This is a genomic window from Edaphosphingomonas fennica (assembly GCF_003034225.1).
In the GTDB taxonomy this organism is placed as follows: Bacteria; Pseudomonadota; Alphaproteobacteria; order Sphingomonadales; family Sphingomonadaceae; genus Sphingomonas_E; species Sphingomonas_E fennica.
The window spans coordinates 24,655-47,897 of the sequence record NZ_PHHF01000008.1 but is presented as its reverse complement, the minus strand read 5'-3'; the positions used below and the strand labels follow the sequence as shown (position 1 = coordinate 47,897).

The following is a 23,243-nucleotide window of genomic DNA, read 5'->3' as shown; positions in this document are numbered from 1 at the left end:
GATGCTCGCGGGCCGCGCGGCGGCGCTGCTCGATACCATCGATATCGCGCAAGGCGGGCCGCGCCGGATCGGCCGGCTGGCCGCCTATGACGGACTGATGCTGGAGGCGACCGGATTCCACCAGCCGATCGGATCGGGCGCGCGCGTGATCGATGCGGAAGGCAATGCCTGCCGGGCCGAGGTGGTGGGCTTTCGCGGCAACCGCACGCTGATGATGGCATTGGACAGCGATGCCCCGCACATCACCGGCGCGCGCGTGGAGCCGGACAGTCGGGGCGGATCGGTGGCGGTGGGCGCGGAGCTGCTGGGCCGCGTGGTCGATGCGCTGGGCGAGCCGCTGGACGGGCTGGGGCCGATCGCAGCCGCCCATCGCTGGCCGCTGGCCGGGCGTCCGGGCAATCCGCTCAACCGCGCGCGCGTGACCGAGCCGTTCGACATGGGCGTGCGCGCGATCAACGCGCTGCTTACCGCCGGCGTCGGCCAGCGCATCGCCATCGCCGCCGGATCGGGCGTCGGCAAATCGGTGCTGATGGGCCAGATGATCGCCGGCGCCGAATGCGACGTGATCGTGGTGGGGCTGGTGGGCGAGCGCAGCCGCGAAGTTTCCGATTTCCTCGCCACCAAGCTATCCGGCGCCGTGCGGCAGAAGAGCGTGGTGGTGGCGGTGCCGGCGGATCATCCGCCGCTCCTGCGCCTGCGCGCGGCGATGCGGGCGACCGCGATCGCGGAATTCTTCCGCGAGGCGGGCCTGCGCGTGCTGCTGCTGATCGACAGCCTGACGCGCGTGGCCCATGCCCAGCGCGAGATCGGCCTTTCACTGGGCGAGCCGCCGACGATGAAGGGTTATCCGCCCTCCGCGCTTGGCCTCATCCCCCGCCTCATCGAACGTGCCGGCGCCGACGCCCGCACCGGCGGATCGATCACGGCCATCTATACCGTGCTGGCCGATGGCGACGATACCGACGATCCGGTCGTCGATACCGCGCGCGCCATCGTCGACGGGCATATCATCCTTTCCCGCAGCCTGGCCGAGCAGGGCGTGTTCCCCGCCATCGACGTGGGCAAATCGCTGAGCCGGGTGATGCCCGACGTGGTCGAGCCGGATCATCTCCGCGCCGCCGCCAATCTCCGCCGGCTGTGGGCGGCCTATGAGGAGAATCGCGACCTGATCCTGATGGGCGCCTATCGCGAGGGCAGCGATCCGCGCATCGACGAGGCGGTGATGCGGCAGGCGGATATCCGCGCCTTCATCTCCCAAGGCCAGAAGGAACGGGTGGACGGCGGCGAATCCGTCGCCCGGCTGATCGCGGAGTTCGGGGCATGAAGGCGGCGGTGCGGCGGCGCGAGCGGATCGTCCGCGCGCGGACCATCCAGCAGCTTGCGGCCGAAGCTAGGCTGGCGCAGGCCGAGGGGCGGCTCGCCTCGCTTACCGACAGCGCGGACCGGCTCGGCCAGTTGCGCGACAGCCTGGGCCTCGGGCCGGGCGGGTTCAGCGCGGCGGTGCTCGCCAATGCGGGCGAGATGGCGATGCGGCTGGACAATGCCCGCGCGGGGCTGGCCGACGCGATCGTCGGCGCCCGCGCCACCGTGGAGACGTGCACCGCCCAGCGGCTCGAGGCGCGCATCCGCAGCGAAAGCGCGCAGCGGCTGGCGGATAAGGCGGCGGTGGCGCTGGAAGCCTGGCGGGAAAAGCGGCAGGCGGTCGCCTCCCGGCCCCGGTCGCGCCTGGGTGAAGGAGGCGTCGCATGATCGGCGCGGCGATGCCGGCTGTGGCGCAGCCGGCCGCGATTGCAGGGGGGCGGCCCGGGGGGACCGCGCCTTCCGACATGTTCGACGCGCTGATCGCGAGCGTGTGGGCGATCACCCCCGGCGCCGTCACCGCCGTGCCCGTAGGGGGCGCGATGCCGGTGGCGCCTGCCGGGGGTGATATGGCCCCGCCGGGCGAGGATGCGGACGCCGCCCTGCTGGAGGCGTTGCCGATGCTGGCGCCGGGCCGTGGCGGTCCTGCGGGGGCCGTCATCGGCGGCAAGCCGGTTTTCCCGCCGACGATGCTCCCCGTGGGGGAGGGCGTATCGGTCGATGGCGACGGCATGACGCAGGCCGCCGTTCCGGCCCCCGTCGGCATCGATCAGCCGCAAAGCGCGATGGACGCACCGCCGCCCCTGGCCGTCCGCCTCGCGGCCGGCCGGCCGGCCACGGCGATGCCGGTCCTGCGCGTGGCCAAGGACACGGAGGCCGGGCCCGAAAGCGAGCCGGACGCCGAGGGGGACGATGACGGGGCCGATGCCGCTCCCGTCCCGGCCACAAAAGCGGAGCAGGTGGCCCAGCCGGCGGCGCTGCCGATCGCGGCGCTCGCGCCACCGGCGCCGGCCGCATCGTCGCCCGCTGCGCCTCCGATGGAAACGGTCGCGCGCGCGGCGACGCCGCGAGTGCAGCCCCCGGTCGCCGGCCCCGATGCGCCGGAGGCCGGGCCGGTCGTGCAGGAGAAGGTCGCGGTGCCAGCAACGGCCTTCGCCGATCTGCCGGTGCCGGACGATGCGCCCGAAGCGACGGCCGCCGCCTCGCCCGCTGGCGATGTGGCGGAAACGCCGGCACCGGCGCTGCCGCGTGACGCCATGGCTTCAGTGGCGCGGATGCCGCCGCCGACGCTTGTCCCATCGTCACGGCCCGAAACGGCAACCGATGTTCCGGCCGAGCCGCCCATCGCCGCACCCGCGGCGGAGAAGCGCGACGCCGTGGCTCCATCCGCAACCTCGCCGGTCGATAGCGTCACCCCCTTGCCGCCGGCGGACCCCCGGATCGCACCCGCCGTTTCCCCGGCTCCCGCAACGGCCGCCCCGGCCGCTTTCGGGCTGGTGGATGGCGGCGCGGTGGTGGTCGCCCGGCATCTCGATCTCGCGCGGGACAGCGCCTGGCTCGATCAGCTTGCCCGCGATATCGTCGCGGCGGGCGACGGCGGCACCCGGCTGCAATTCCGGTTGAATCCCGAGCATCTGGGCTCGCTGCATGTCGAGCTGACGCGCGGGGACGACGGCGCTTCGGTGCGGTTGACGGCGGAGACCGAGGCGGCGCGCACCGCGCTGGCCGATGCGCAGGGGCGGCTGGTCGCCGAGGCCCGCAGCCACGGCATGAAGATCGCCGAAACCCATGTCGACCTGGGCCAGCAGGGCAGCGGCCAGCGGCAGGCCGGCGACGGCCAGCCCCAGCAGCAGCCGGCCTGGCAGCAGAGGCAGGCCCAGCAGGCCGAAGCCGCGCCCTCCACGGCGCGCGGCCTGCCATGGGATCGAACCGAAGGGCGGGATGCCGCCCATGAACGCTACGCATGACGGGAATTGGAACAGTGAGCGAGGAAAAGAAGCCGGCGCCGGCGCCCCGGAAGGGCAAGCTGAAGATCATCCTGATGGGCGGGCTGGGCGCATTGCTGCTGGTGGGCGGCGGCGTCGGCGCCGGCCTCTATGCGGCGGGCGCGGGGCTGGCCGGCGGCCACAAGGCGGAGCCGGAGGACCCCAACCAGCCCAGGCTCGTCCCCCGCGAGGGCGCGGACCAGACCGCGCATGCCGGCGGCAAGAAGCCGCGCGCGATCGAGGAAGCGCTCGATCCCGGCCGCTACAAGGCGAGCTATTATGATCTCGCTCAGAATTTCACGTCCAACCTGCGCGATTCCGATGGCTTCATGCAGGTGTCGCTGGGCATCTCCACTTATTACGACCAGCGCGTGATCGATCGGGTGAAGGCGCATGAGATGGCGATCCGGTCCGCCGTGCTGATGACGCTGGCCGATCAGGACAGCTTCGTGATTTCGACGCCGGCCGGAAAGAAGCAGCTTCAAAAATCCCTGAAGAACGCCATAAACGAAGTGCTTGTCCAGAAAGAGGGCTTCGGGGGCGTGGACGACGTGTATTTCACCAATTTCATCATCCAGTGACGTCATGACGGATGACGGCAAATCCCTGCTGGGCGACGACGCGCTGGGCGCGTTGATGGCGGAGCTGACGGAGGTCGACGATGCCGGCGGCGGCAACGGCGCCGTGCGGGATTCGGTCGTCCGCCCCTATACGTTCGGGCAGGACGGCTATGCCTCCGCCGACAGGCTTTCGGGCCTGGCCCGCATGGCCGAGCGGCTGGCGCGGCACCTGCGCTCGGTGATCGAGCCTTTCGCCGGCACCAAGGTGCAGGTGGCGGCCGAGCATCACCAGACCATGCTGTTCGATCGCTGGCGGGCCGAGCTGCCGAGCTTCAGCAGCATCAGCCTCTATCGCCTTCGCCCGCTGAAGGGCGGCGTGCTGGCGGTGATCGAGCCGGAATTCGTGACCGCGATGGTCGATGCCTTCTACGGCGGCAGCGGCGTGGCGGTGAAGCACCGCGCGCGCGAATTCACGCCCACCGAGGAACGGCTGCTCGGCCGGCTGACCGACGGGATCATGGAAGGCGTGGCCAGCGTCTGGTCCGATGTCGGCTCCTTCCTGCCGTCCTTCGTCTCGCGCGAAACCAACGCCGCTTATGCCAGCCTGGTGCGCGCGGACGAGCCGGTGGTGGTGCAGCGCTTCATCGTGACGCCCGGCACCGGCCGCTCCTCCGTGGTGGCGATCGTCTATCCGCTGGGGTCGCTCCGCCCCTATGAAAGCCAGCTCGCCGCCAAGGTGCATGCCGATCCCGGCCCGGTGGACGGCGAATGGCGCGGCCGCCTGGCCCGCGCGCTCACCCATGTGCGCCTGCCGGTGCGCAGCGTGCTCGCCCAGCCGGAACTGACCGTGGCGGAACTGATGGCGCTGAAGCCGGGTGACGTGATCCCGATCACGCTGGCGCCCAAGGTGCCGCTGATTGTGGCGAACCGCAGGCTCGCTTATGGGACGATCGGGGAACAGGAAGGCAGGGCGGCCTTGATGGTCGAGCATGTCGAACAGGGGACTATGAAATGAGCGAGACCAGCGAGACCGTGCCCGCCGCGGCCGATCCGCTTGCCGGCCGCAACCTCCGGCTGCTGGCGGATATCCCGCTCAGGCTTTCGGTGGAGGTGGGATCGACGTCGCTGAAGCTGAGCGAGCTTCTCGACATTGCCGAGGGCAGCGTGGTGGAGCTGGACCGGCAGGCCAACGAACTGCTCGACATCCTCGTCAACGGCACGCTGGTGGCCAAGGGCGAGGTGGTGACGGTGAACGGCCGCTTCGGCATCCGCATCGTCGATGTCGTCGCCGCCGACGCGCGGCTGGCGGGGATCGAACGCCGGGCATGATGACCGCCTATATCCTGCGCCTGCTGGTGCTGCTGCCGCTGGTGGCGGGCATGGCCTTCGCCACCCTCTGGCTGTGGCGCCGCTTCCAGCCCGGCATGACGATCGGCCCGCGCGACCGCGCCGTGAAGGTGGTGGATGCCGTGCCGATGGGCACGATGGGCCGCCTCGCGGTCGTCGAATTCGATGGCAAGCGCTATCTGGTCGGCGTGTCGCGCGGCCGCATGGACCTGCTCGCCGAAAGCGACCAGCCGGCGGGGTCGGGCCGTGAGGGCTGAGGCGGGGCGTTCCTCCCTCCCTTGTCACCCTGAACCTGTTTCAGGGTCCACCGTGCCACAGGCGCCGTCGCTCTCGTGGAGGGGTGGATGCTGAAACAAGTTCAGCATGACGGCGGGAATATGGGGTGCTGGCTGGCCCCTGCATCTCAGCGGGGGAAAGCCGTGGGGAAGGTCGGGCATCATTCCCTTCGTCACCCTGAACCTGTTTCAGGGTCCATCGTGCCACAGGCGCCGTCGCTCTCGTGGAGGAGTGGATGCTGAAACAAGTTCAGCATGACCGCGGGAATATGGGGTGCTGGCTCGTCCCTGCATCTCGGCGGGGGAAAGCCGTGGGGAAGGTCGGGCATCATTCCCTTCGTCACCCTGAACTTGTTTCAGGGTCCACCGTGCCGCAGGCGCTGTCGCTCTCGTGGAGGGGTGGATGCTGAAACGGGTTCTGCATGACGGCGGGAGCATAAGGCGCTGGCTCGTCCTCGCAGTGATAGCCTTGCTGGCGATGCTGCTATGGACGCATCCGGCCTTCGCGCAGGCGGCGCCCGTGCCGCCGCCGGCCGGCCCCGGCGCGCTCGATCGCGCGCTCACCACCATCTCCGGCGACGGGCGCCCGCTTTCGCTGTCGCTCCAGATCCTCGTCCTGATGAGCCTGCTGACGGTGCTGCCGTCGCTGGTGCTGATGATGACGAGCTTCACCCGCATCATCATCGTGCTGTCGATCCTGCGCCAGGCGCTGGGCCTGCAGCAGACGCCGCCCAACCAGGTGCTGGTGGGCCTCGCGCTCTTCCTGTCGCTGTTCGTGATGCGGCCCGTGATCGCGGAGATCAACACCAGCGCCTACACGCCCTACGGCGCGGGCCAGATCGGCATCGAGGATGCGATCAAGCGATCGGGCACGGCGCTCCACGGTTTCATGGTGAAGCAGACGCGGGAGACCGACCTCAAGCTGTTCGCCGATCTCGCCAAGGTGCCGCCCTTCGCCAGCACGGCGGAAATCCCCTTCTCGATCCTGCTGCCCTCCTTCGTCACCAGCGAGCTGAAGACGGCCTTCCAGATCGGCTTCCTGATCTTCCTGCCCTTCCTCATCATCGATCTGGTGGTGGCCTCCACCCTGATGGCGCTGGGCATGATGATGCTGTCGCCGTCGATCGTCTCGATGCCGTTTAAGCTCCTGCTGTTCGTGATGGTCGATGGCTGGGCGCTGACCATGGGATCGCTGGCGGGATCGTTCGCGACATGATCGCCGATGCCGATTATTTCATCGGCGTCGCCCAGCAGGCGCTGTGGGTGCTGGCGCTGGCGGCCGCGCCGATCCTGATCCCGGCGCTGGCGGCCGGCCTGATCCTGGGCATGGTGCAGGCGGCGACCTCGATCAACGAACAGACGCTGAGCTTCGTGCCCAAGCTCATCATCGTCGGCCTGGCGCTCGCCATCTTCGGCGGGGCGATCATGCTGCTGGTCGCCGATTTCACCCGCGACATCTTTGCCCGCATCCCGGATCTGATGCGATGATCCCCGCCGGCTTTGCCGGGGTGGAGGCGCAGCTCTGGCTGTGGATGCTGGCGATGATCCGGCCGGGCGCGGCCTTCGTGGCGGCGCCGGTGTTCGGCAGCCCGCAGGTGCCGGTGCAGCTCCGGCTGATCATCGCGCTGGCCGTCGGCATTCCGGCCACGGCCGCCGTGCCCTTCGCGTTGCCCGATGGCGGCATCGTCTCGCTGGAAGGCTTCGCCCTGATTGCGGGCGAGGTGCTGGCGGGCCTTGCTTTGGGCTTCGCCGTGCAGATCGGCTTTTCGGCCGCGCTGCTGGCGGGCGAGGTGATCGGCAATGCGATGGGGCTGGGCTTCGCCGGCATGGTCGATCCGCAATCCGGCCAGTCGAGCCCGGCGATCGGCCAGTTCCTGTCGATCCTCGGCACCTTCCTATTCCTGTCGATCGGCGGCCACCTCGCGCTCGCGGGGCTGGTGTTCGAAAGCTATGTCGCGCTGCCGCCGGGGCAGGCGTGGCTGGGGGCGGAAAGCATCAAGGGCCTGGTGGATTTCGGCGGCATCGTCTTCGCCGCCGGCGTGGCGATCGCGCTGCCCGTCGCCTTCGCCATCATCCTCGTCCAGATCGTGATGGGCATGCTCTCCCGCTCGGCCCCGGCGATGAACCTGTTCGCGGTCGGCCTGCCCGCCGCCCTTCTCGCCGGCCTGATCCTGCTGGCCATCGCCGCGCCCGTGATGGCGGATGCGGTGCTGGGCGCGATCCAGCGCGGGCTGGAAATGGCCGGGCAACTGGCGCGGGGCGGGTAGAACAGGGCCGTCGCATATCGGTTCCCGATGCGGCCTAACGGACTGTTAACCTTGTTGGCGCACTGCTTTCCATCACGATCGTGGGGGGAGCGGACGGCTTGGCGGAAGGCGCGGACAAGGACCAGAAGACGGAGGCCCCGACCGAGAAGCGCAAGCGCGAGGCGGTCGAGAAAGGCGATGTCCTCCAGTCCCGCGAGCTGGGCACCGCGCTGGTGGTGCTGGCCGGGGCCGGCTGGCTGGCGCTGGCGGGGCCGTGGGCGGTCGGCGCGCTGGAGGATATGCTGCGCGCGGCGCTCAGCTTCGATCACGGCGCGGTCGCCGATTTCGATCCGGGCCGCGCAATCCTGACCCTGCTCGTCATGGTGGCCTTGCCGCTGGCCGCTTTGTTCGGCCTCACCCTGCTGGCGGCGATCGGCACGCCGGCCGCGCTCGGCTCGCTGGGTTTCCGTTGGGGGGCGGTGGCCTTCAAGGGCGACAAGCTCAACCCGCTCAACGGCGTGAAGCGCATCTTCGGCCTGCAGGGGCTGGTGGAGCTGGGCAAGTCGCTCGCCAAGGTGGCGCTGCTGGGCGGCGTCGGCTGGTGGCTGCTCTCGCATCAGGCGCGGGGCATAGCGGGGCTGGGCGGGCAGGATATCCGCCATGCGATCGGCGAGGTGGGCGGCAGCTTCGTGATGGCGGTGCTGGTGATGGCGCTGGCGCTGGTGGCGATCGCCGGCATCGATATCCCCGCCCAGATCATCCAGCGCGGCCAGCGCCTGCGCATGACCAAGGACGAAGTGAAGCGCGAGCATCGCGAGAGCGAGGGTTCGCCCGAGCTGAAGGCCACCATCCGCCGCAAGCAGCACCAGATGAGCGCATCGGGCCGCAAGGCGGTGGCCGAGGCGACGGTGGTGCTGACCAACCCGACCCATTTCGCGGTGGCGCTGCGCTATCGCCCCGGCTTCGATGCCGCGCCGGTGGTGGTGGCCAAGGGCCGCGGCGCCACGGCGGACGCGATCCGCGATCTGGCCCGCGAAAATGCGGTGCCGATGCTGAGCTATCCGCTGCTCGCCCGCGCCATCTATTACACGTCGCGCGCCAACCAACAGATCCGCGACGATCTCTATCTCGCGGTCGCGACGATCATCGCCTTCGTCTTCAACATCGATCGCGCCATGGTCGAAGGCATCGCCCCGCCCGTGGTGGAGGTGCCGGCCGGCGCCCGCTTCGACAGCGAGGGCCGCGCGACGGACTGAGGAGTGTGCGGCCCGACGGGCGCGTGCCACCGGCCGACGCCCCGTGCGGGAAACCCGCGCCCCGTCACTCCGCACCTATCGTCATCCCCGCGCAGGCGGGGATCCATTGTGTCGGGAGCTGGCGGCTTCATCGCGCCGCTTGCTCCCGCCGGCGCGGGAACGACGATGCGGGTATGGCTGGCGGGCGCCGGGGAAAGCGGAAGCGCCGTCCTTACGGCGCCAGCACTTCCAGGGTGGTGATGTAGCCCAGCCGGCGCTGGGCCGCGCCCGGCACGCTGGCCTTGTCGTCGGTGGCGGTGGCGTTGAGCCAGTACATGCCCGGCTCCTTCCAGTCGATCTTCACCTCGCCCTTGGCGTCGGTGGTATATTCCACCTCGTTCAGGCTGTTGCGATAGCGGATGCCGCCGGGGATCACCGCCACCTTGAGGTTTGCGGCGGGCTTGCCGTCGATCACGAAGCGGAAGGTGGCCTGTTCGCCCACCACCAGATCATTGGGGTGGGTGACGGGCACCAGTTCCAGCCCCTTGCCGGTGGGCTTGAGCACGGTATCGGTGGGCTCGCCCGACGTGACGAAGATCTCGTTGCGGTTCCAGCCCTCGCTCAGCTTCACGTCGGTGGCGCCGGCGGGGATCAGGCTGGCGACCTGATCGGCCGTGGCGCCGCGCGGCAGGCGCTTCTCCTCGCCGTTCAGCTTGTAGCTGCCCATGATGCCGCCGCCGGAATTGGCGATCTTGTAGGTGCCCTTCTGCGTCAGGTGCACGTCAAAGGTGCTGCGATAGCGGCCGGTGGAGCCATTCTCGATCTTCACCTCGCTGCCGTCCGGCGCCCAGGCCTTGATATTGTCGAGCCGCAGCGGCTGATGCTCGAAATAAAAGAGGTCGTTGGAGACGGCGGCATCCACCGTCACCCACACGTCGTCGCCCGAAAGCACGGTGGCGGAAGGCATCATCCACTGGCGGTGCGCGGTGGCGGCGGTGGCGGCCAGGCCGAGGGCGGCAGTGGCGATCAGCAGGCGGGGCAGGCGAAGGCGCATCGGGCGGGTCCTCTCGTTTCGCGGATCAGGGCTTGAAGGTGGCGACGACCTGGCCAAGCTCGGTCGAGCCGGCGGCGCGGACGCTCTGGCCGGGCTTGGCGGGCCAGGAGAAGGGAAGCTGCACGACCTCGCGCCCGCCAACCTCGCGGGCGGCCTCGACGAACAGCACATATTGGCCGGGGGCGAGGTTGGGCAGGCCGCCCTTGCCGGCGGTGAAGCTGATCTTCTGCGGGCCGGGCGCGCGGGTGGCGCCGCTGATGCCGGCGGCCGGGAAGGTCATCGTCCGGCCGGACTTGCGCCACCAGGTGCGCATGTCGCGCAGCCATTTGGTGCCTTCGTTGGCCTTCATGTCGTCATCATACCAGACGGCGATGGTGTGGGCGGCGGGCTGGCCCACCGGCTCGATCCACATCGCCACATAGGGCCGGTGATATTCGGCGACCTTGAGCTGGGGGATGTCGACGGTCACGTCGATCCCGGCGGCGGCGGCCGGGGTGGCGAGGGTGGCAGTGGCCGCGAGGCTGAGGGTGGTGGTGCGCATCATGGACCTCAGTGGATGAAATAGAGGGCGAGGATCGCCGGGATGACCAGACCCGCGCCGACGATCGGCCAGGTGCTCGGCCGCTTGGACGCATGGAGCTGGAGGAGGAACAGCCCGGTGATGGAGAAGACCAGGCAGGCCCCGGCGAAGATGTCGATGAACCATTTCCACGTGCCGCCGGCATTGCGGCCCTTGTGGAGATCGTTGAGCCAGGCGATCCAGCCGCGGCTCGTTTCCTCGGCGGTGACGGCGCCGGTCGCGCGGTCGATCGATACCCAGCCATCGCCGCCGGGACGCGGCAAAGCGAGGTAGATTTCGTCCGCCGACCATTCGGCGATGCCGCCCGCCGGGACCTTCAGCTCCGCGCCCAGCCATTGGGCGATGGGGGCGGGCAGGGGCTTCTTCGCGTCGGCGGCGTCATCGGGCGCGACGGCGGAAAGCAGGTTTGCCGGCAGTTGGGCGGATCGTTCGGCGGTGACGGGCTGGGCCTCGATCTCGGCCGCGTGGTTCAGCGTGATGCCGGTGATCGTGAACAGCAGCAGCCCGATCAGGCAGAGCGCGGAGCTGACCCAGTGCCAGGTATGGAGCTGCTTCAGCCAGAAGGTGCGCGCGCTGCGGCCGCGACGTGGCTTGGCCACGGGCTTTTCCCCCTTCAAGGGCGTTCGGGCGGCGGGTGGATATTCCTGCATGCCCGGCCCGCATAACGCGAACGATTCGCGTTAACAACGAGATTTTGCGAATGGATCGCATGTTCTTCCCCCTCCCGGCGGGGGAGGGGGAAGATATGTCGCGATCAGCGGCCCAGCAGGCCGCGCGCCTGGCTGGCGATCTGGGCCAGCATCGCGGCGGTGGGCGCCGGCGCGGTGCGCGCGCGATCGACCAGCGAGCGGAACTGGGCGACGCGCGGCTCATGCGTCTTGAGCCACGTCTCGACCGCCGCCGCCGGCTCCTTGCCGCCCGCACGGTTGAGGAAATCGAGGCGAAGCTGCTCGAAATCGCGGGCGAGGCCGGCGACGAGCAGGCGTTCCCACGGATCGGACGAGACGAAGCGGATCGCCGCCGCCTTCGCCCAGTCGAGCCCCAGCACCTCGCCCAGCCGCACATAAGCGGTGGTGGCGGCCACCTCGTCCACGCCGAGCGCCTGGGCGAGGCCGGCGGTGCCGACGGCACCGTCCAGCTCGTCCAGCCGCACGATCCGCTTCACCAGCGCCTCGTCGGCGCCGGTGGCGAGCAGGCGATCGCGCAGCGCATCGGCCTGCACGCGGGCTTCCTGGCGCAGCAGCATCTCGGCCGCGGCATCGAGCCGGCGCACGCCGTCGCCGAACTTCTCCGCGATCTCGCTGGCCTTCATCTGCGTGCCGCCGGCCCGGATCAGATCGGCGATATGCAGGCGGGCGGCGGCGGATGTCGCCTCCAGCAGCTGGAAACGGGCGTCCTCGGAAATCGCCGCCTGCTCGATCGCCTCGTAGATCGCCTCCAGCCCGAACATGGCGTCGGCGGCGAAATAGGCCGAGGCGACATGCGCCAGGCTGATCCCCTCCTCCTCCGCCAGCTCGAACGGGGCGACCAGGCCCAGTCGGTTGACGACACGGTTCGCCATCTTGGTGGCGATGATCGCGCCGCGCAGCCGGTGCCGGTCGATCGCCTCGCCGAAGCGATCCTGCATCGCCTGCGGGAAGGCGGCGTGCAGCAGGGGATCGAGCATGCGATCGTCGGCAAGGTCGGTCTGTTCGATCGCGGCCTGCAGCGCCAGCTTGCCGTGGCTCAGCAGGATCGCCAGCTCCGGCCGGGTGAGGCCGCGCTGGTCCTGGGCGCGGCGGAGCAGCTCGTCCGAGCTTTCCAGCCCCTCGACCGCGCGGTCGATGCGGCCGGCCGCCTCCATGATCTCGATCACGCGGACCTGCGCCGGCAGCGCGCCCGCGCCGCCGCGTTCGGCGAGCGAGAGGCCCAGCGTCTGCAGCCGGTTGTCCTCCAGCACCAGTGCCGCGACATCGTCGGTCATGCTGGCGAGGAAGGCGTTGCGATCCTCGAATCCCAGCCGGCCTTCCATCATCTCGCGGTTGAGCGGGATCTTGATGTTGACCTCATTGTCCGAACAATCGACGCCGGCCGAATTGTCGATGAAGTCGGTGTTGATCCGCCCGCCCTTCAGCGAGAAGGCGATGCGGCCCGCCTGGGTGACGCCCAGATTGGCACCCTCGCCCACCGCCTTGCAGCGCAGGTCCTCGCCGTTCACGCGGTGTGCGTCGTTGGCGGGATCGCCCACCTCGGCGTTATTCTCGTCGCGGGCCTTGATGTAGGTGCCGATGCCGCCGAACCACAGAAGGTCGACCGGGCTCTTCAGGATCGCCGCGATCAGCGTGGAGGGATCGTAGGTGCCGGCCGCGATGCCGAGCACGACGGCCGCCTCCTGCGAAACCGGAATCTCCTTCTGCGTGCGCGGGAAGATGCCGCCCCCCTTGGAGATCAGCTTGGCATCATAATCCGCCCAGGACGAGCGCGGCAGCGCGAACATGCGCGCGCGTTCCTCCCAGCTTGCCGCCGGATCGGGATCGGGATCGAGGAAGATGTGGCGATGATCGAAGGCGGCGACCAGCTTCAGCGCCTTCGACAGCAGCATGCCGTTGCCGAACACGTCGCCCGACATGTCGCCGCAACCCGCCACCGTGACCGGCTGGGTCTGCACGTCCACGCCCATTTCCAGGAAATGGCGCTGCACCGAAACCCAGGCGCCGCGCGCGGTGATGCCCATGCCCTTATGGTCGTAGCCCTGGCTGCCGCCCGAGGCGAAGGCATCGCCCAGCCAGAATTTATGTTCCAGCGCGATGGCGTTGGCGACGTCGGAGAAGCTGGCCGTGCCCTTGTCCGCCGCAACCACGAAATAGGGATCGTCCCCGTCGCGGACGACCACCTTTTCGGGATGGACCACCTTGTCCTCGACGATATTGTCGGTGACGGAAAGCAGCGCGCGGATGAAGATGCGGTAGCTTTCGGTGCCTTCCGCCAGCCACGCATCGCGGTTGAGCGCGGGCGAGGGGAGCTGCTTCGGATAGAAGCCGCCCTTGGCGCCCGTCGGCACGATCACCGCGTTCTTCACGAGCTGCGCCTTCATCAGGCCCAGGATTTCGGTGCGGAAATCGTCGCGCCGGTCGGACCAGCGCAGCCCGCCGCGCGCGATCGGGCCGCCGCGCAGGTGGATGCCCTCCACGCGGGGGCTGTAGACCCAGATCTCGCGCCAGGGGCGCGGCGCCGGCAAGCCGGGAATGGCGGCGCTGTCCAGCTTGAAGGCCAGCGCCTCGCGCCCGCCGGGGGCGAAGGCGTTGGTGCGCAGCGTCGCCTGCACCAGCGCGCGGATGCGGCGCAGGATGCGATCGTCGTCGATCGCGGCGACATTGGCGAGGGCCGCGTCGATCGCCTCCTCGGCGGCCTGGGCCTCCTTGGCGCCGGCATGCTTCGGATCGTGGAGCGCGCAGAACAGGTCGATGATCCGCCGTGCCGCCACCGGCGCCTTGCGCAGCGCCAGCGCCACCGTGTCCAGCCCGTAGGACAGGCCCGTCTGGCGCAGGTAGCGGAACCAGGCGCGGAACAGCACCACCGCCTGCGGATCGAGGCCGACGGCGATGATGAGCTGGTTGAAGCTGTCATTTTCCGCATGGCCTTCCAGCACGGCGGCGATCGCCTGCTCGGCCACCTCGGCGCGGATCATCACCGCATCCGCGTCGATCGCCTCGTCCAGCTCGAGCAGATATTCGTGGATATAGCCGAGCTTGCCGCCGTCGAGCGGGGTGGGATTTTCCTCCAGCACGCGGAAGCCGAACGCCTCCAGCACCGGCACCGCATCCGAAAGCGGGATCAGGCCGCCGAGCCGGTAGGTCTTGAGGCGGAGCTGGCGCGCGCCGTCGGTCGGCAGGCGGTAGAGCCGGGCGCCGCGCTGCTCCGGCGTGTCCAGCGCGCGCAGGCGCAGCATGTCGCGTCCGGCTTCCTCCGCCGGATAGCGGCTGCGATAGGATTGCGGGAAGGCGGCGCCGAAGGAGAGGACCAGGCGGGTGGCCTGGGAGGCGCCGACCTGCTCGGCTAGCGCGGCTTCCACCGCCGGGTCCCAGCCGCGCACCATATTTTCCAGCCGCGCGTCGAGCGCGCGGGCATCGGGCAGCGGTGCGCCCGGCTTCAGATCCAGCGTGTAGCGGATGAAGGCGAGCTCGCCGTCGCCCAGCTCGATCGCCCAGCTCGATATGGTGGCGCCGGCCTGTTCCTCGATCATCCGGCCGATGGCGGTGCGCCGCCCGGTGGAAAGCTCGTCGCGCGGCAGCCAGACGAAGGCGAAAAGGTGGCGTTCCAGCGCCGAGGGGGCGAGCACCAGCTTCGGGCGCGGGCGATCGGCCAGCGACATGGCGGTCAGCGCCAGCTCCTCCAGCCCCGCCGCGCTCACCGCCACCAATATGTCGTGCGGCAGCGAGGAAAGGGCGTGGCGCAGCGCCTTGCCGGCATGGCTGAGCGGATCGAAGGCATATTTCTCGTCCAGCGCGTTCAGCCGGGCGCGCAGGATCGGCACCTTGTCCGAAGGCGCGCGCAGCGCCGCGCTGGTCCAGAGGCCGGCGTGGAGCGAGACGCCCTCGATCGTGCCGTCCACCCGGCGGGGCAGGGCCAGCAGGTCCATCGGCACGCGGCGGTGGACGGTGGCGATGCGATCGGCCTTCAGGATCAGCGGGGCATCGCCGCCCTTGCGGAAATGGCCGAGCGCGGATTGCAGCGCCTCGGCGCTCCACACCTCATGCGCCGGGTTGGCGAGGATGCCCAGGCCGTCGCGATGGGTGCCGTCCGGCAATTCGATGCGGTGGCCCAGCAGGGTGAAATGGCGATCGCCGAACCAGCGCATCAGCGCCGCGCCCTCGCCGTCGGGCAGGCGTTCGGCATCCTCGCGCAGCGCGATCTGCAGGCGTGGCCAATCGCCCACGGCGGCGCGCACGTCGGCCAGCACCGCCTCGATCTCCTCCGCCAGCGCCCGGCGGGTGCGGGCGTCGGCGCGCTCGATCTCCATATAGATCATCGATTCGCGGCGTTCGCCGCTGGCGTCGTCCGGCAGGATGGCGGTCAGCTTGCCCTCGCCGTCGCGGCGCACCGAAAGGATCGGGTGGAGCAGGCGGTGGATGGCGAGCCCGTGCGCGCCGACCGCGCCGGCCACCGAATCCACCAGGAAGGGCATGTCGTCGTTGATCACCGCCAGCCGCATCCGCCGCCGGCCTTCCTCGCCGCCCGCCGATTCCAGGCGGATGGCGGGGTGGCCGTGCGCGCGTTCGGCCGCGGCCTGCGCCACGAAGGTGCCGGCGGCCGCCAGCGCCTCCTCGCCAAGATCGTTGGTCTCGCCCGGCAGGGCGCCGCGCATCAGCGCCTGGGACAGGGCGATGGCAATGGAATCATTGACGTTATCGGCAGGCGCTTGGCTCGTGGCCGGCATATTCCGCTCCTCGGCAGCGGCTGGGGATCGCCGCTTCTGGCTATTCCAAAGGGTCATATGCTCCCCCCCGCCGGCCGGGGCAAGGCGCGAGGAATCCGCGCAATTCGCGGGCGGGAAGCGGCAATGAAGCGAGCCGGGGGCGTCGGCCTTCCCGCCTTTCCGGTAATATTATTACGCAGATGGAAAAACGAATCGGCGATCAGCGCGCGGCGTGGCGCAGCACCCGTTCCAGCAGCTTGCCGTCCTGGGCGGCGGGCTGGAGGATCGCCACCGATCCGTCCGCCTCGCGCCGGCCGACCAGCAGCAGATATTCCTCGCCTGCCGTGGCGGACGCATCGCCTTCCAGCCGCACGCGCGCGGCGGCGGCAACGGCGCGCAGGGCGGCGCGCGGATCGGCCCTGGGGGGCAGCGCGGCCGGCCGGCGGGCGGCGCGTTCGGCCGCGACCATGCCCTTCAGCCCGCCCTCATGCGCCTCCAGCGCCGCGCGCAGCCCGCCGAGTGCGATGCCGGTGCGCCGCGCATGGGAAAGGGCGGCCGCGAATTCGGTAAGGCGGGTCTTGTCGTAATCGACGCCGAAGACGAGCTTCACCACCGGGGTCATCGGCGCGCGGGCCTGCGCCTTCATCCCGCAATCGGCGAGCAGCTCGGCATATTCGTCCGGCCGCGCCTCGGCGACCAATGCGAAGTCGTAGGCGAGGCCCAGCGCGCGATAGAGTGCCGCGCGCGTGCGGGCGCGGGCGGATCGCACCGCGTCCGCCGTCTCCCGCGCCAGCGCCAGCCGGTCGGCCAGGCCGATATCGGCGGCGGGATCATAGCCGTCCCGTCCCGGCGCGGCATCGAACCAGTCGCCATCGGCATCGTCGTCGGCGATGGGGAAGGGGGATGCGGCGTTGGGGCCATCGGCCCAGGCCGCGGCGGCGCCCGGCGCCGCGAACATCGCGCGCGCCATCTCCTCGGCCAGCAGGGCGGATTGCTCCACGCTCGCCACTTCCTTCCAGTTGATCACGCCATAGACGAAATCGATGCTGTCGCCGCCGGAGGAGAAAGGCATCAATATGCCGCGATAGAGCGTGTTCGTGCCGCCCCGGCTGGTGAATTCCGCCTCGAAGCCGATCGGCGCGCGGTTGGCGATGATCTCCAGATAATGATCGGTCAGCCGCGACAGCAGCGTTCCGCCCGGCACCTCCGCGATGGTCGCGAGATCGGCGTCGTGGCCGCTTTCCGCCCGCAGCGCATGGCCGAGGAAAACGATCGCCGGATTTTCGGGATCGCCGCTGAAATCGAGCAGCACGCTGTGCGGGCCGAAATCGGCGATTTCCGAGGGCGTCAGATCCTGGATGGCGGGGAAGGGCCGGCCGGCCAGCAGCGATACCCAGTAATTATAGGCGCGCACATGCATGCGCCGCTCGTCCGCGCCGATCGCGGGCGGGGCATCCATGCCGGCATCGGCCTCGGCCGCCTCCATCGCCGCCTCCCCCTCGATCGGCCGCATGCTTTCCATGATTCGTCGCCCCAACCGGGAATGCCTGAACCCGGCACATGGCGCGGTTGTGGTTTAATTTCGGTAAATCATTGCCGCCGCCGACAAAGCGAAGGAACGCGCTTGTCAGGCCCGATAGGCGCTGGTAGAGGGCCGCCCACCTGCTGCGCCGCTTTAGCTCAGCTGGTAGAGCATCGCATTCGTAATGCGAGGGTCACAGGTTCGAGTCCTGTAAGCGGCACCACCTTCAAGCCTTTGATTATCCGGCGTTAGCGGCAGATCGCTTGCCGCGGCTGTTGGCCGGATCAACGATGCTGCTATCGCGCCGGGATCGCAATAGCGCAGCGCATTGGCTTCCACCCCTACGGCGCGGACCTCGCAGAATTGTGGACAGGAACGCACGTTTCTCGCGCCGCCTGTCGTCGCGGATCACCGGAGCGCGCCGGTCAACGCCCTGGGCTATCTCCGCGTCATGTCCGCCGTGGACGACATTGACGAGACGCTCGAAAGGCTCCGCACGCGCGGCGCGCAACTCGTGGGCGAAGTCGTCCGGTATGAAGACGCCTATCGCCTCTGCTACATTCGCGGGCCGGAGGAGCTTCTCGTCGGACTCGCCCAGGAACTCGGCTGAACGCAATGGGGAGATGAACGGCGAGGAGCCGCGCGTCCGGGGGTGTCCCGCTCAGGCGGCTTCGCGGAGCGGCGTGCGATGCGACGGGGCGGCCGGCCCGTCGAGGCCAAGCGGCCGCAGCGGATCGCCGATCAAGCCGCTGACCATCGCGGCCTGTATCCAGGTTGCGGGCCATAGCCTGGACAGCGGCCCGACGAGCCGGTCGCGGATGAAAGGCAGCATATGGCTGTCGGATTGGTAGACCGGCGTGAACAGCGCGGTGAGCCGTTGGTAGAGATGCACGTGCCGCCGCCGCCGCTCGACCGCGCGGGCAATGCCTTCCGCAACGTCCGCGGTTTCGCGGAGCCCCTTCGCGAGCGCCCAGGCATCGAGCAGCGCCATGTTGGCGCCCTGGCCCAGTTGCGGGCTCGCCGAATGCCAGGCGTCGCCGATATGGATCAGCGCGGGTTCGGCCGGGTGTCGCAGCGTCCGATGGGCATAATGCGCGAAGGTAAGCTGGTCGGGATCGACGATCTGATCGAGCAGGCGCGCGCAGGCCGGCCAGAGCGCCAGAACCTCGGCCTTCCAGGCATCCAGCCCGGCGTCGCGCCATGCCTCCAGCCGATCGGCGCGCAGCGACCAGAAGAAGGCGGCCTGCGCGCGTCGGGCATCGGGCGGCGTGCCGATCGGGAGCACGCCGACCATCATGCTCGCCCGGCGATAGCGTTGTTCGAGCGCCGTCTCGTCGAAATCCGGCGCGTCCGGCCAATCGAGGCTGGCCCACAAGGCGCCATAAGCCAGCGCCCGCCCGGTCGGCGGGGCGAGCGGGGTCCGCGTTCCCAGCGCATCGACAACCAGATCGAAGGGGCCGGCTGCATCACCCCCGGAGAAGCGGAGACGGCGGCGCCCGGCCGTGTCCAGATCGCTTCCGGCTATGGTCCGTCCGGTCGCGATCGGTATGCCGGCCGCCGTCACCGCATCGTGGAGCAGCGCGAACAGGCGCGCGCGGTGGATGCCGATCCCGAAAGCAGTTTTCCGCCCGAGCGCGGCATAATGGACGTCGAGCACGATCGAGCCCCTGGGGGCCGCCTGTCCCGTCAGCCTGTCGATCCGCGCGCCGTTTTGGATGACTGCATCGGCGAGGCCCATCCGTTCCAGCACGGCAAGGCCGGTCGGCTGGATCATCAGGCCCGATCCGATCGGGCGGGGAGCCTCGAACCGGTCGAACAGCGTCACCCGATGGCCGTCGCGCCGCAGCAGCAGCGCCGCGGCCAGCCCCGCCGGTCCACAGCCGGCCACGGCGATGTCGATACCCCCCATGCGCCCATCGCTAGCGCGAAAATCCGGTCCGGCCAATGGCGGACGCTGACGGATGCAGGGTTTGGGAAAGGCGCTTCTCGTGCCGGGAGCAAGGGGCGGGCGGGGCGACGTGGGTGGCCGTCGCCCCGATCCTTCGCCGCGTGCGAGGGACGCGGATCATGGTAAATGGCGGCCGGCGGCACGCTGTGATCCGGGTCACGATGGGCTGACGGCAGAGCGCGGAAAAAGTGGGCGGCCGATGCTCGCTGCTCCGGGAAGGGGGCCTCCGTCCTGCCATCGACGGCGGCCGCCCTCTCTCATATTAGAACTTTTAGAACTTCTTGGTTACGTTGAATCCAATGATTCTTGGGTCCAGATAAAATGTATTTGCCGGCATGCCAATGTCGTCGGCGCTCAAGAAAACGTCTGTGATGGGCTGATCATTGAGCGCATTTTTGACATATAACTGGAATGACAACTCATCTGCTGGTCGAGAAAATGTAAGGGATAGATTCAGATTTCCCCAACCCTTCAATCTATCGAATTCCGTATTATATACCCGTGCGTAACTTTTGGACTGCCGATAATAGTCACCTCTAAGGGTTAATTCCCAGTCATCATTGTCTACGAAAACCGTATATTGCGCGCCGACATTGAAAGTAATATGGGGCGAATTCGGTAGATCGTTCCCTGAAAGATCGGCGTCAAAGCCTCGGCCAGCATTAGGGGCCTCCGTCAGAGGGTCGTAGGTAAATCCAAGATATTGCCAATATGGAACGGTGGTTTCTGGCGGTATGTTGGGGTTATATGAACCAATACCTGTCGATCCTGGGCACAGTGCGGCGAGAGCCAGCTCGCTCGGAAAGGTGCTGATCACTTTCTCGACATATTTTGTCGGTGCAATGCAGTTCGTTGGAACTTGTAGCCAGGGGCGAACAACCGTCCAATCTGGATTTCCCTGGGTGCGATCCATCACATCAATCGATTTCGCGTTCTTCTTCAATTTTGTGTTGAGATACCCAAGGCTGCTGTTGAAACGAAAATTCCGATTAGGTTGCCAGGTTGCCTCTAATTCAAGGCCCCAAGTCTGTGCATCGAAATTTTCCGTGTATGTGATCCGATCTGTTACTTGGGATATCTGGTAATCATCATAATCGTAGAAAAATGCCGTTGCGTTCAGGCTTATTTTGTTATTTGCCAGAAGATTTTTCGTGCCAACCTCAAAGGAGGTCAGATATTCTGGCTTGTACCTGTCGGGCAGCGGAACGTATTGAACAATACGGGGATCGAAATCAACGCGCGGAGGATTGGCGCCGCCGCCTTTATATCCACGGGAGATGGATCCGTAGACCAGAGTATCATTAGTGAATGATAGGCTCGGCTTCCAATCAACTACAACGCGACCTGTGAATCGACCCCAGCTTTGATTGATATCCGGCAAAGACGGATATCCATAGTTAACGGTTCCGCCTGTTACGATAGCGCTGGTTAGAAGTAGCTGGCTAGGGATTTGCGTTTGATATTTCTTGTCGTCGGTATATCGAGCGCCAAGAGTTAACTTAAGTTCGTCGTTAAATTGCAGATAAGTTTCTCCAAATATGGCCCATGACTTTGTTTTAACGTTATTGCGACTAAGAAAGTAATTGTGGCCCTGATCATCGACTTGATCTAGGGGGTTTCTATCTTGATATAGGCCGTATATGCAAGCTGGATCCGTAGTTCCGGGCGGGCAATATAATGATGTTAAAATTGGTGGATTGCCATATTCCTTATCGGAATCGCGCAAATATGCAAATGTGGCAGTAAGATTGAACAGATTGCTGAAGGCGTAATAATCGTCTTTTGTTTTAAAATTGAGATAATTCACACCTATGTTGAAATTGATTTTGCCGGAAAAATCAGATTGAAGGCGAATTTCTTGTGTCCATTGGCGAGTGCGTGTTCGATTCAAGTCCACAGTTAAAAGCCTGTCCGATGGCCCAAGCTGAGGATCGGTATAGACGCCACCTGGAACGGGGCCATCATCCGCAAAGGGGGAGTTCAGAACATTAACGGTACCTATGCTGTCACCGAATAGAGGATTTGAAACAAATCTGTTGTAATCCTGCGATGAATACCAGCGATCGCGGCTGTATGCAGTTTGGGATATTAAAGTGAGATTTTCTGCCGCTTTCCATTCCAGATTCAATTGAACGATATCGTTTTTGGCCCGGAAGGTGGGGTCGACAGCGGTAGAAATTTTACGCGGGTCGCGCGATTGAACGATCCCCGCATAGGGGTCTCCCGGTTTTACGAGATAGATGATATCACCGGGAATCATCGTTCCGGCTGGCCCCGGCGTAAATCCGATGCCGACGCTTTGGGCATAATAGAGCGCGGTCTGGCTTGCGGCATTGGGCACGCCGAAGGCGGCATCGTCGTAAAGCGATCCAGGCAAGCAACCCTGACTTAGGCGGCTGCGCAACCGATCGGGAACAATAGTGCTGCCCACCATTTCCGGGCCTGGGTCGGTGGTGCACAGTGCCTTGCCGGTGCGGGAGCGATCGTCATCCTCGTTGAAATGTTCCCAGATGACGTTTGCTTTGAAATTGTCATCGGGTTCCCACTGGGCGGACAGCCGGGTCGACCAGAGATCGCGCCCGTTCACCCGGTTGCGGGTGAACTCGTTATAATCGAAACCCTCGCGCTTGGTGTAGGCGCCCGCGCCGCGGATCGAGAACGTATCGGTCAGCGGGATATTGAGCATCCCGCTCACCCGGCGGGTCTCATAGTTTCCCACCTCGCCTTTCAGCTCGCCCTCGAACTCGCTGGTGGGCAGCGCGGGGAAGATGTTGACGACACCGCCGGTGGCGTTGCGGCCGTAGAGCGTGCCCTGCGGGCCACGCAGAACTTCCAGCCGGGAGGTGTCGAAGAATTCCTGCTCGAACAGGCGGTTGCGGATCAGCGGCATATTGTTGTAGCTCACCGCCACGCCCGGATCGCTCGACGAGTTCAGCGCCTTGGTGCCGATCCCGCGGATGCCGATATTGTACATGCTCGAAAAGCTTTTCGAGAAGTTCAGGTTCGGCACCCCGCGCACCAGATCGGCACCGCTTTCGATCTTCTGGCGATCGAGCTGGGTCCCCGAAAAAGCCGATACCGCGATCGGCACGTCCAGGATCTTCTCCTCACGCTTCTGCGCCGTCACCACGATGTCGAGCGTCTCCGCGGGGGTGACGGCGCCCGTCGCGCCTTCCGGGCTGGCGACGATGGCATAGCCGGTCGCGGTGCGGATATAGCGCAGGCCGGTCCCTTCCAGCAGCGCGCGCAGCGCATCTTCTTCCGATCGCTTGCCCGATAGCCCGCGGCTCTTCTTGCCGGCCACGATCGCCGGATCGAAGGCAATGTCGCGTCCGGTTTCCAGCGCGAACTTGCGGATCGCGCCGCCGAGGTCCTGGGCGGCGATCGCATAATCGCGCAGGTCGGCGGCCGAAGCATATTGCAATGGAACCGATGCGCACAGGGTGGCACCCGCCATCAACGCCAATCGGAACGAGGCGCCTCGATTTCGGAACATTGACATCCCCCTCATTTTATTCCGGCATTGCTTCCGCCGGTTTCGATCGTTCGTAGTCTCAGGGACGCAACGCCGGGCGGATACCTCAATCGTCTTGGAAAATATTTTTAGGGCTAGTCGAATATCCCACGGCCGGAAGGCCCCGGGCCTCCGTGGGGGAGGCCCGGGCAGTATGGAGAGGAGGCGAGAGCGAAGCGGCCCTCGCACCATTGCGGGGACGCAGCCGCGAGCGAATACCTCA

At 67.3% G+C, this 23,243-nt stretch carries 19 protein-coding genes and 1 tRNA gene; 13 read left to right on the top strand and 7 right to left on the bottom strand.

The genetic code is table 11. From position 1 onward, the window contains the following. Position 1 precedes the first annotated feature (1 nt). The 11 genes from CV103_RS02000 to CV103_RS01950 all read left to right on the top strand — a co-directional run bounded on the left by CV103_RS02000 (position 2) and on the right by CV103_RS01950 (position 9,028). Positions 2–1,324 carry a FliI/YscN family ATPase gene (locus tag CV103_RS02000; protein ID WP_236626894.1) on the top strand — a complete coding sequence of 441 codons (1,323 nt, stop codon included), beginning with the start codon at positions 2–4 and terminating at the stop codon, positions 1,322–1,324. After that, the gene (locus CV103_RS01995; RefSeq protein WP_015457923.1) at positions 1,321–1,749 is read left to right on the top strand and encodes a flagellar export protein FliJ; all 429 of its coding nucleotides are present in this window, start codon (positions 1,321–1,323) and stop codon (positions 1,747–1,749) included. The genes CV103_RS02000 and CV103_RS01995 overlap by 4 nt, the downstream gene beginning before the upstream one ends. Then, positions 1,746–3,326: a flagellar hook-length control protein FliK gene (locus tag CV103_RS01990; protein ID WP_146163366.1), complete on the top strand. Its 1,581-nt coding sequence runs from the start codon at positions 1,746–1,748 to the stop codon at positions 3,324–3,326. The genes CV103_RS01995 and CV103_RS01990 overlap by 4 nt, the downstream gene beginning before the upstream one ends. Positions 3,327–3,340: 14 nt before the next feature. Continuing rightward, positions 3,341–3,925: a flagellar basal body-associated FliL family protein gene (locus CV103_RS01985; RefSeq protein ID WP_015457921.1), complete on the top strand. Its 585-nt coding sequence runs from the start codon at positions 3,341–3,343 to the stop codon at positions 3,923–3,925. 4 nt (positions 3,926–3,929) lie between these two features. Further along, entirely contained in the window at positions 3,930–4,919 is a 990-nt protein-coding gene (locus CV103_RS01980; RefSeq protein ID WP_015457920.1) for a flagellar motor switch protein FliM, read from the top strand. Next, entirely contained in the window at positions 4,916–5,233 is a 318-nt protein-coding gene (fliN, locus tag CV103_RS01975) for a flagellar motor switch protein FliN (RefSeq protein WP_015457919.1), read from the top strand. Before CV103_RS01980 ends, fliN begins: the two co-directional genes overlap by 4 nt. After that, entirely contained in the window at positions 5,230–5,508 is a 279-nt protein-coding gene (locus tag CV103_RS01970; protein ID WP_211314329.1) for a FliO/MopB family protein, read from the top strand. The genes fliN and CV103_RS01970 overlap by 4 nt, the downstream gene beginning before the upstream one ends. A 421-nt stretch (positions 5,509–5,929) precedes the next feature. After that, positions 5,930–6,742 carry a flagellar type III secretion system pore protein FliP gene (gene fliP / locus CV103_RS01965; protein WP_107393860.1) on the top strand — a complete coding sequence of 271 codons (813 nt, stop codon included), beginning with the start codon at positions 5,930–5,932 and terminating at the stop codon, positions 6,740–6,742. After that, entirely contained in the window at positions 6,742–7,014 is a 273-nt protein-coding gene (locus CV103_RS01960; protein WP_041865189.1) for a flagellar biosynthetic protein FliQ, read from the top strand. The genes fliP and CV103_RS01960 overlap by 1 nt, the downstream gene beginning before the upstream one ends. Beyond that, positions 7,011–7,793 (top strand): flagellar biosynthetic protein FliR, encoded by a 783-nt coding sequence (gene fliR / locus CV103_RS01955; RefSeq protein ID WP_015457915.1) that lies wholly within the window; start codon positions 7,011–7,013, stop codon positions 7,791–7,793. The genes CV103_RS01960 and fliR overlap by 4 nt, the downstream gene beginning before the upstream one ends. A gap of 98 nt (positions 7,794–7,891) precedes the next feature. Continuing rightward, entirely contained in the window at positions 7,892–9,028 is a 1,137-nt protein-coding gene (locus tag CV103_RS01950) for an EscU/YscU/HrcU family type III secretion system export apparatus switch protein (protein WP_107393823.1), read from the top strand. A gap of 211 nt (positions 9,029–9,239) precedes the next feature. Here the strand turns inward: CV103_RS01950 and CV103_RS01945 are convergent, their stop codons facing one another. From CV103_RS01945 to CV103_RS01925, 5 genes are all read right to left on the bottom strand, one after another. Beyond that, complete coding sequence (locus CV103_RS01945) at positions 9,240–10,061, bottom strand: DUF4198 domain-containing protein (RefSeq protein WP_107393822.1); 822 nt, start codon at positions 10,059–10,061, stop codon at positions 9,240–9,242. A 25-nt stretch (positions 10,062–10,086) separates the two neighbouring features. Then, complete coding sequence (locus CV103_RS01940; RefSeq protein WP_107393821.1) at positions 10,087–10,605, bottom strand: DUF2271 domain-containing protein; 519 nt, start codon at positions 10,603–10,605, stop codon at positions 10,087–10,089. A 5-nt stretch (positions 10,606–10,610) separates the two neighbouring features. Then, positions 10,611–11,291, bottom strand: a complete 681-nt coding sequence (locus tag CV103_RS01935; RefSeq protein ID WP_015457911.1) for a PepSY-associated TM helix domain-containing protein — start codon at positions 11,289–11,291, stop codon at positions 10,611–10,613. A gap of 104 nt (positions 11,292–11,395) precedes the next feature. Beyond that, entirely contained in the window at positions 11,396–16,057 is a 4,662-nt protein-coding gene (locus tag CV103_RS01930) for an NAD-glutamate dehydrogenase (protein ID WP_107393820.1), read from the bottom strand. A gap of 199 nt (positions 16,058–16,256) precedes the next feature. Continuing rightward, a complete protein-coding gene (locus CV103_RS01925) occupies positions 16,257–17,558 on the bottom strand; it encodes a PAS domain-containing protein (RefSeq protein ID WP_107393819.1) in 1,302 nt (433 codons plus the stop codon). Positions 17,559–17,705: 147 nt separating this feature from the next. Between CV103_RS01925 and CV103_RS01920 the strand changes: the two genes are divergently transcribed. Next, positions 17,706–17,781: transfer RNA gene (locus CV103_RS01920), tRNA-Thr, on the top strand. A 105-nt stretch (positions 17,782–17,886) separates the two neighbouring features. After that, complete coding sequence (locus CV103_RS01915; protein ID WP_211314328.1) at positions 17,887–18,168, top strand: VOC family protein; 282 nt, start codon at positions 17,887–17,889, stop codon at positions 18,166–18,168. Between the two features lie 51 nt (positions 18,169–18,219). Here CV103_RS01915 and CV103_RS01910 read toward each other — a convergent pair whose 3' ends face one another. After that, on the bottom strand, positions 18,220–19,467 hold the full coding sequence (locus CV103_RS01910; protein WP_107393818.1) for an FAD-dependent oxidoreductase: 1,248 nt from the start codon (positions 19,465–19,467) through the stop codon (positions 18,220–18,222). Between the two features lie 310 nt (positions 19,468–19,777). After that, positions 19,778–22,963 carry a TonB-dependent receptor gene (locus CV103_RS01905; protein WP_245896610.1) on the bottom strand — a complete coding sequence of 1,062 codons (3,186 nt, stop codon included), beginning with the start codon at positions 22,961–22,963 and terminating at the stop codon, positions 19,778–19,780. Positions 22,964–23,243 lie beyond the last annotated feature (280 nt).

Coding starts and splice junctions, on each gene's coding strand:
- CV103_RS02000 (WP_236626894.1), top strand. CDS start 2: ATGCTCGCGGGCCGCGCGGCGGCGCTGCTCGATACCATCGATATCGCG.
- CV103_RS01995 (WP_015457923.1), top strand. CDS start 1,321: ATGAAGGCGGCGGTGCGGCGGCGCGAGCGGATCGTCCGCGCGCGGACC.
- CV103_RS01990 (WP_146163366.1), top strand. CDS start 1,746: ATGATCGGCGCGGCGATGCCGGCTGTGGCGCAGCCGGCCGCGATTGCA.
- CV103_RS01980 (WP_015457920.1), top strand. CDS start 3,930: ATGACGGATGACGGCAAATCCCTGCTGGGCGACGACGCGCTGGGCGCG.
- fliN (WP_015457919.1), top strand. CDS start 4,916: ATGAGCGAGACCAGCGAGACCGTGCCCGCCGCGGCCGATCCGCTTGCC.
- CV103_RS01970 (WP_211314329.1), top strand. CDS start 5,230: ATGATGACCGCCTATATCCTGCGCCTGCTGGTGCTGCTGCCGCTGGTG.
- fliP (WP_107393860.1), top strand. CDS start 5,930: ATGCTGAAACGGGTTCTGCATGACGGCGGGAGCATAAGGCGCTGGCTC.
- fliR (WP_015457915.1), top strand. CDS start 7,011: ATGATCCCCGCCGGCTTTGCCGGGGTGGAGGCGCAGCTCTGGCTGTGG.
- CV103_RS01945 (WP_107393822.1), bottom strand. CDS start 10,061: ATGCGCCTTCGCCTGCCCCGCCTGCTGATCGCCACTGCCGCCCTCGGC.
- CV103_RS01940 (WP_107393821.1), bottom strand. CDS start 10,605: ATGATGCGCACCACCACCCTCAGCCTCGCGGCCACTGCCACCCTCGCC.
- CV103_RS01935 (WP_015457911.1), bottom strand. CDS start 11,291: ATGCAGGAATATCCACCCGCCGCCCGAACGCCCTTGAAGGGGGAAAAG.
- CV103_RS01930 (WP_107393820.1), bottom strand. CDS start 16,057: ATGCCGGCCACGAGCCAAGCGCCTGCCGATAACGTCAATGATTCCATT.
- CV103_RS01925 (WP_107393819.1), bottom strand. CDS start 17,558: ATGGAAAGCATGCGGCCGATCGAGGGGGAGGCGGCGATGGAGGCGGCC.
- CV103_RS01910 (WP_107393818.1), bottom strand. CDS start 19,467: ATGGGGGGTATCGACATCGCCGTGGCCGGCTGTGGACCGGCGGGGCTG.
- CV103_RS01905 (WP_245896610.1), bottom strand. CDS start 22,963: ATGGCGGGTGCCACCCTGTGCGCATCGGTTCCATTGCAATATGCTTCG.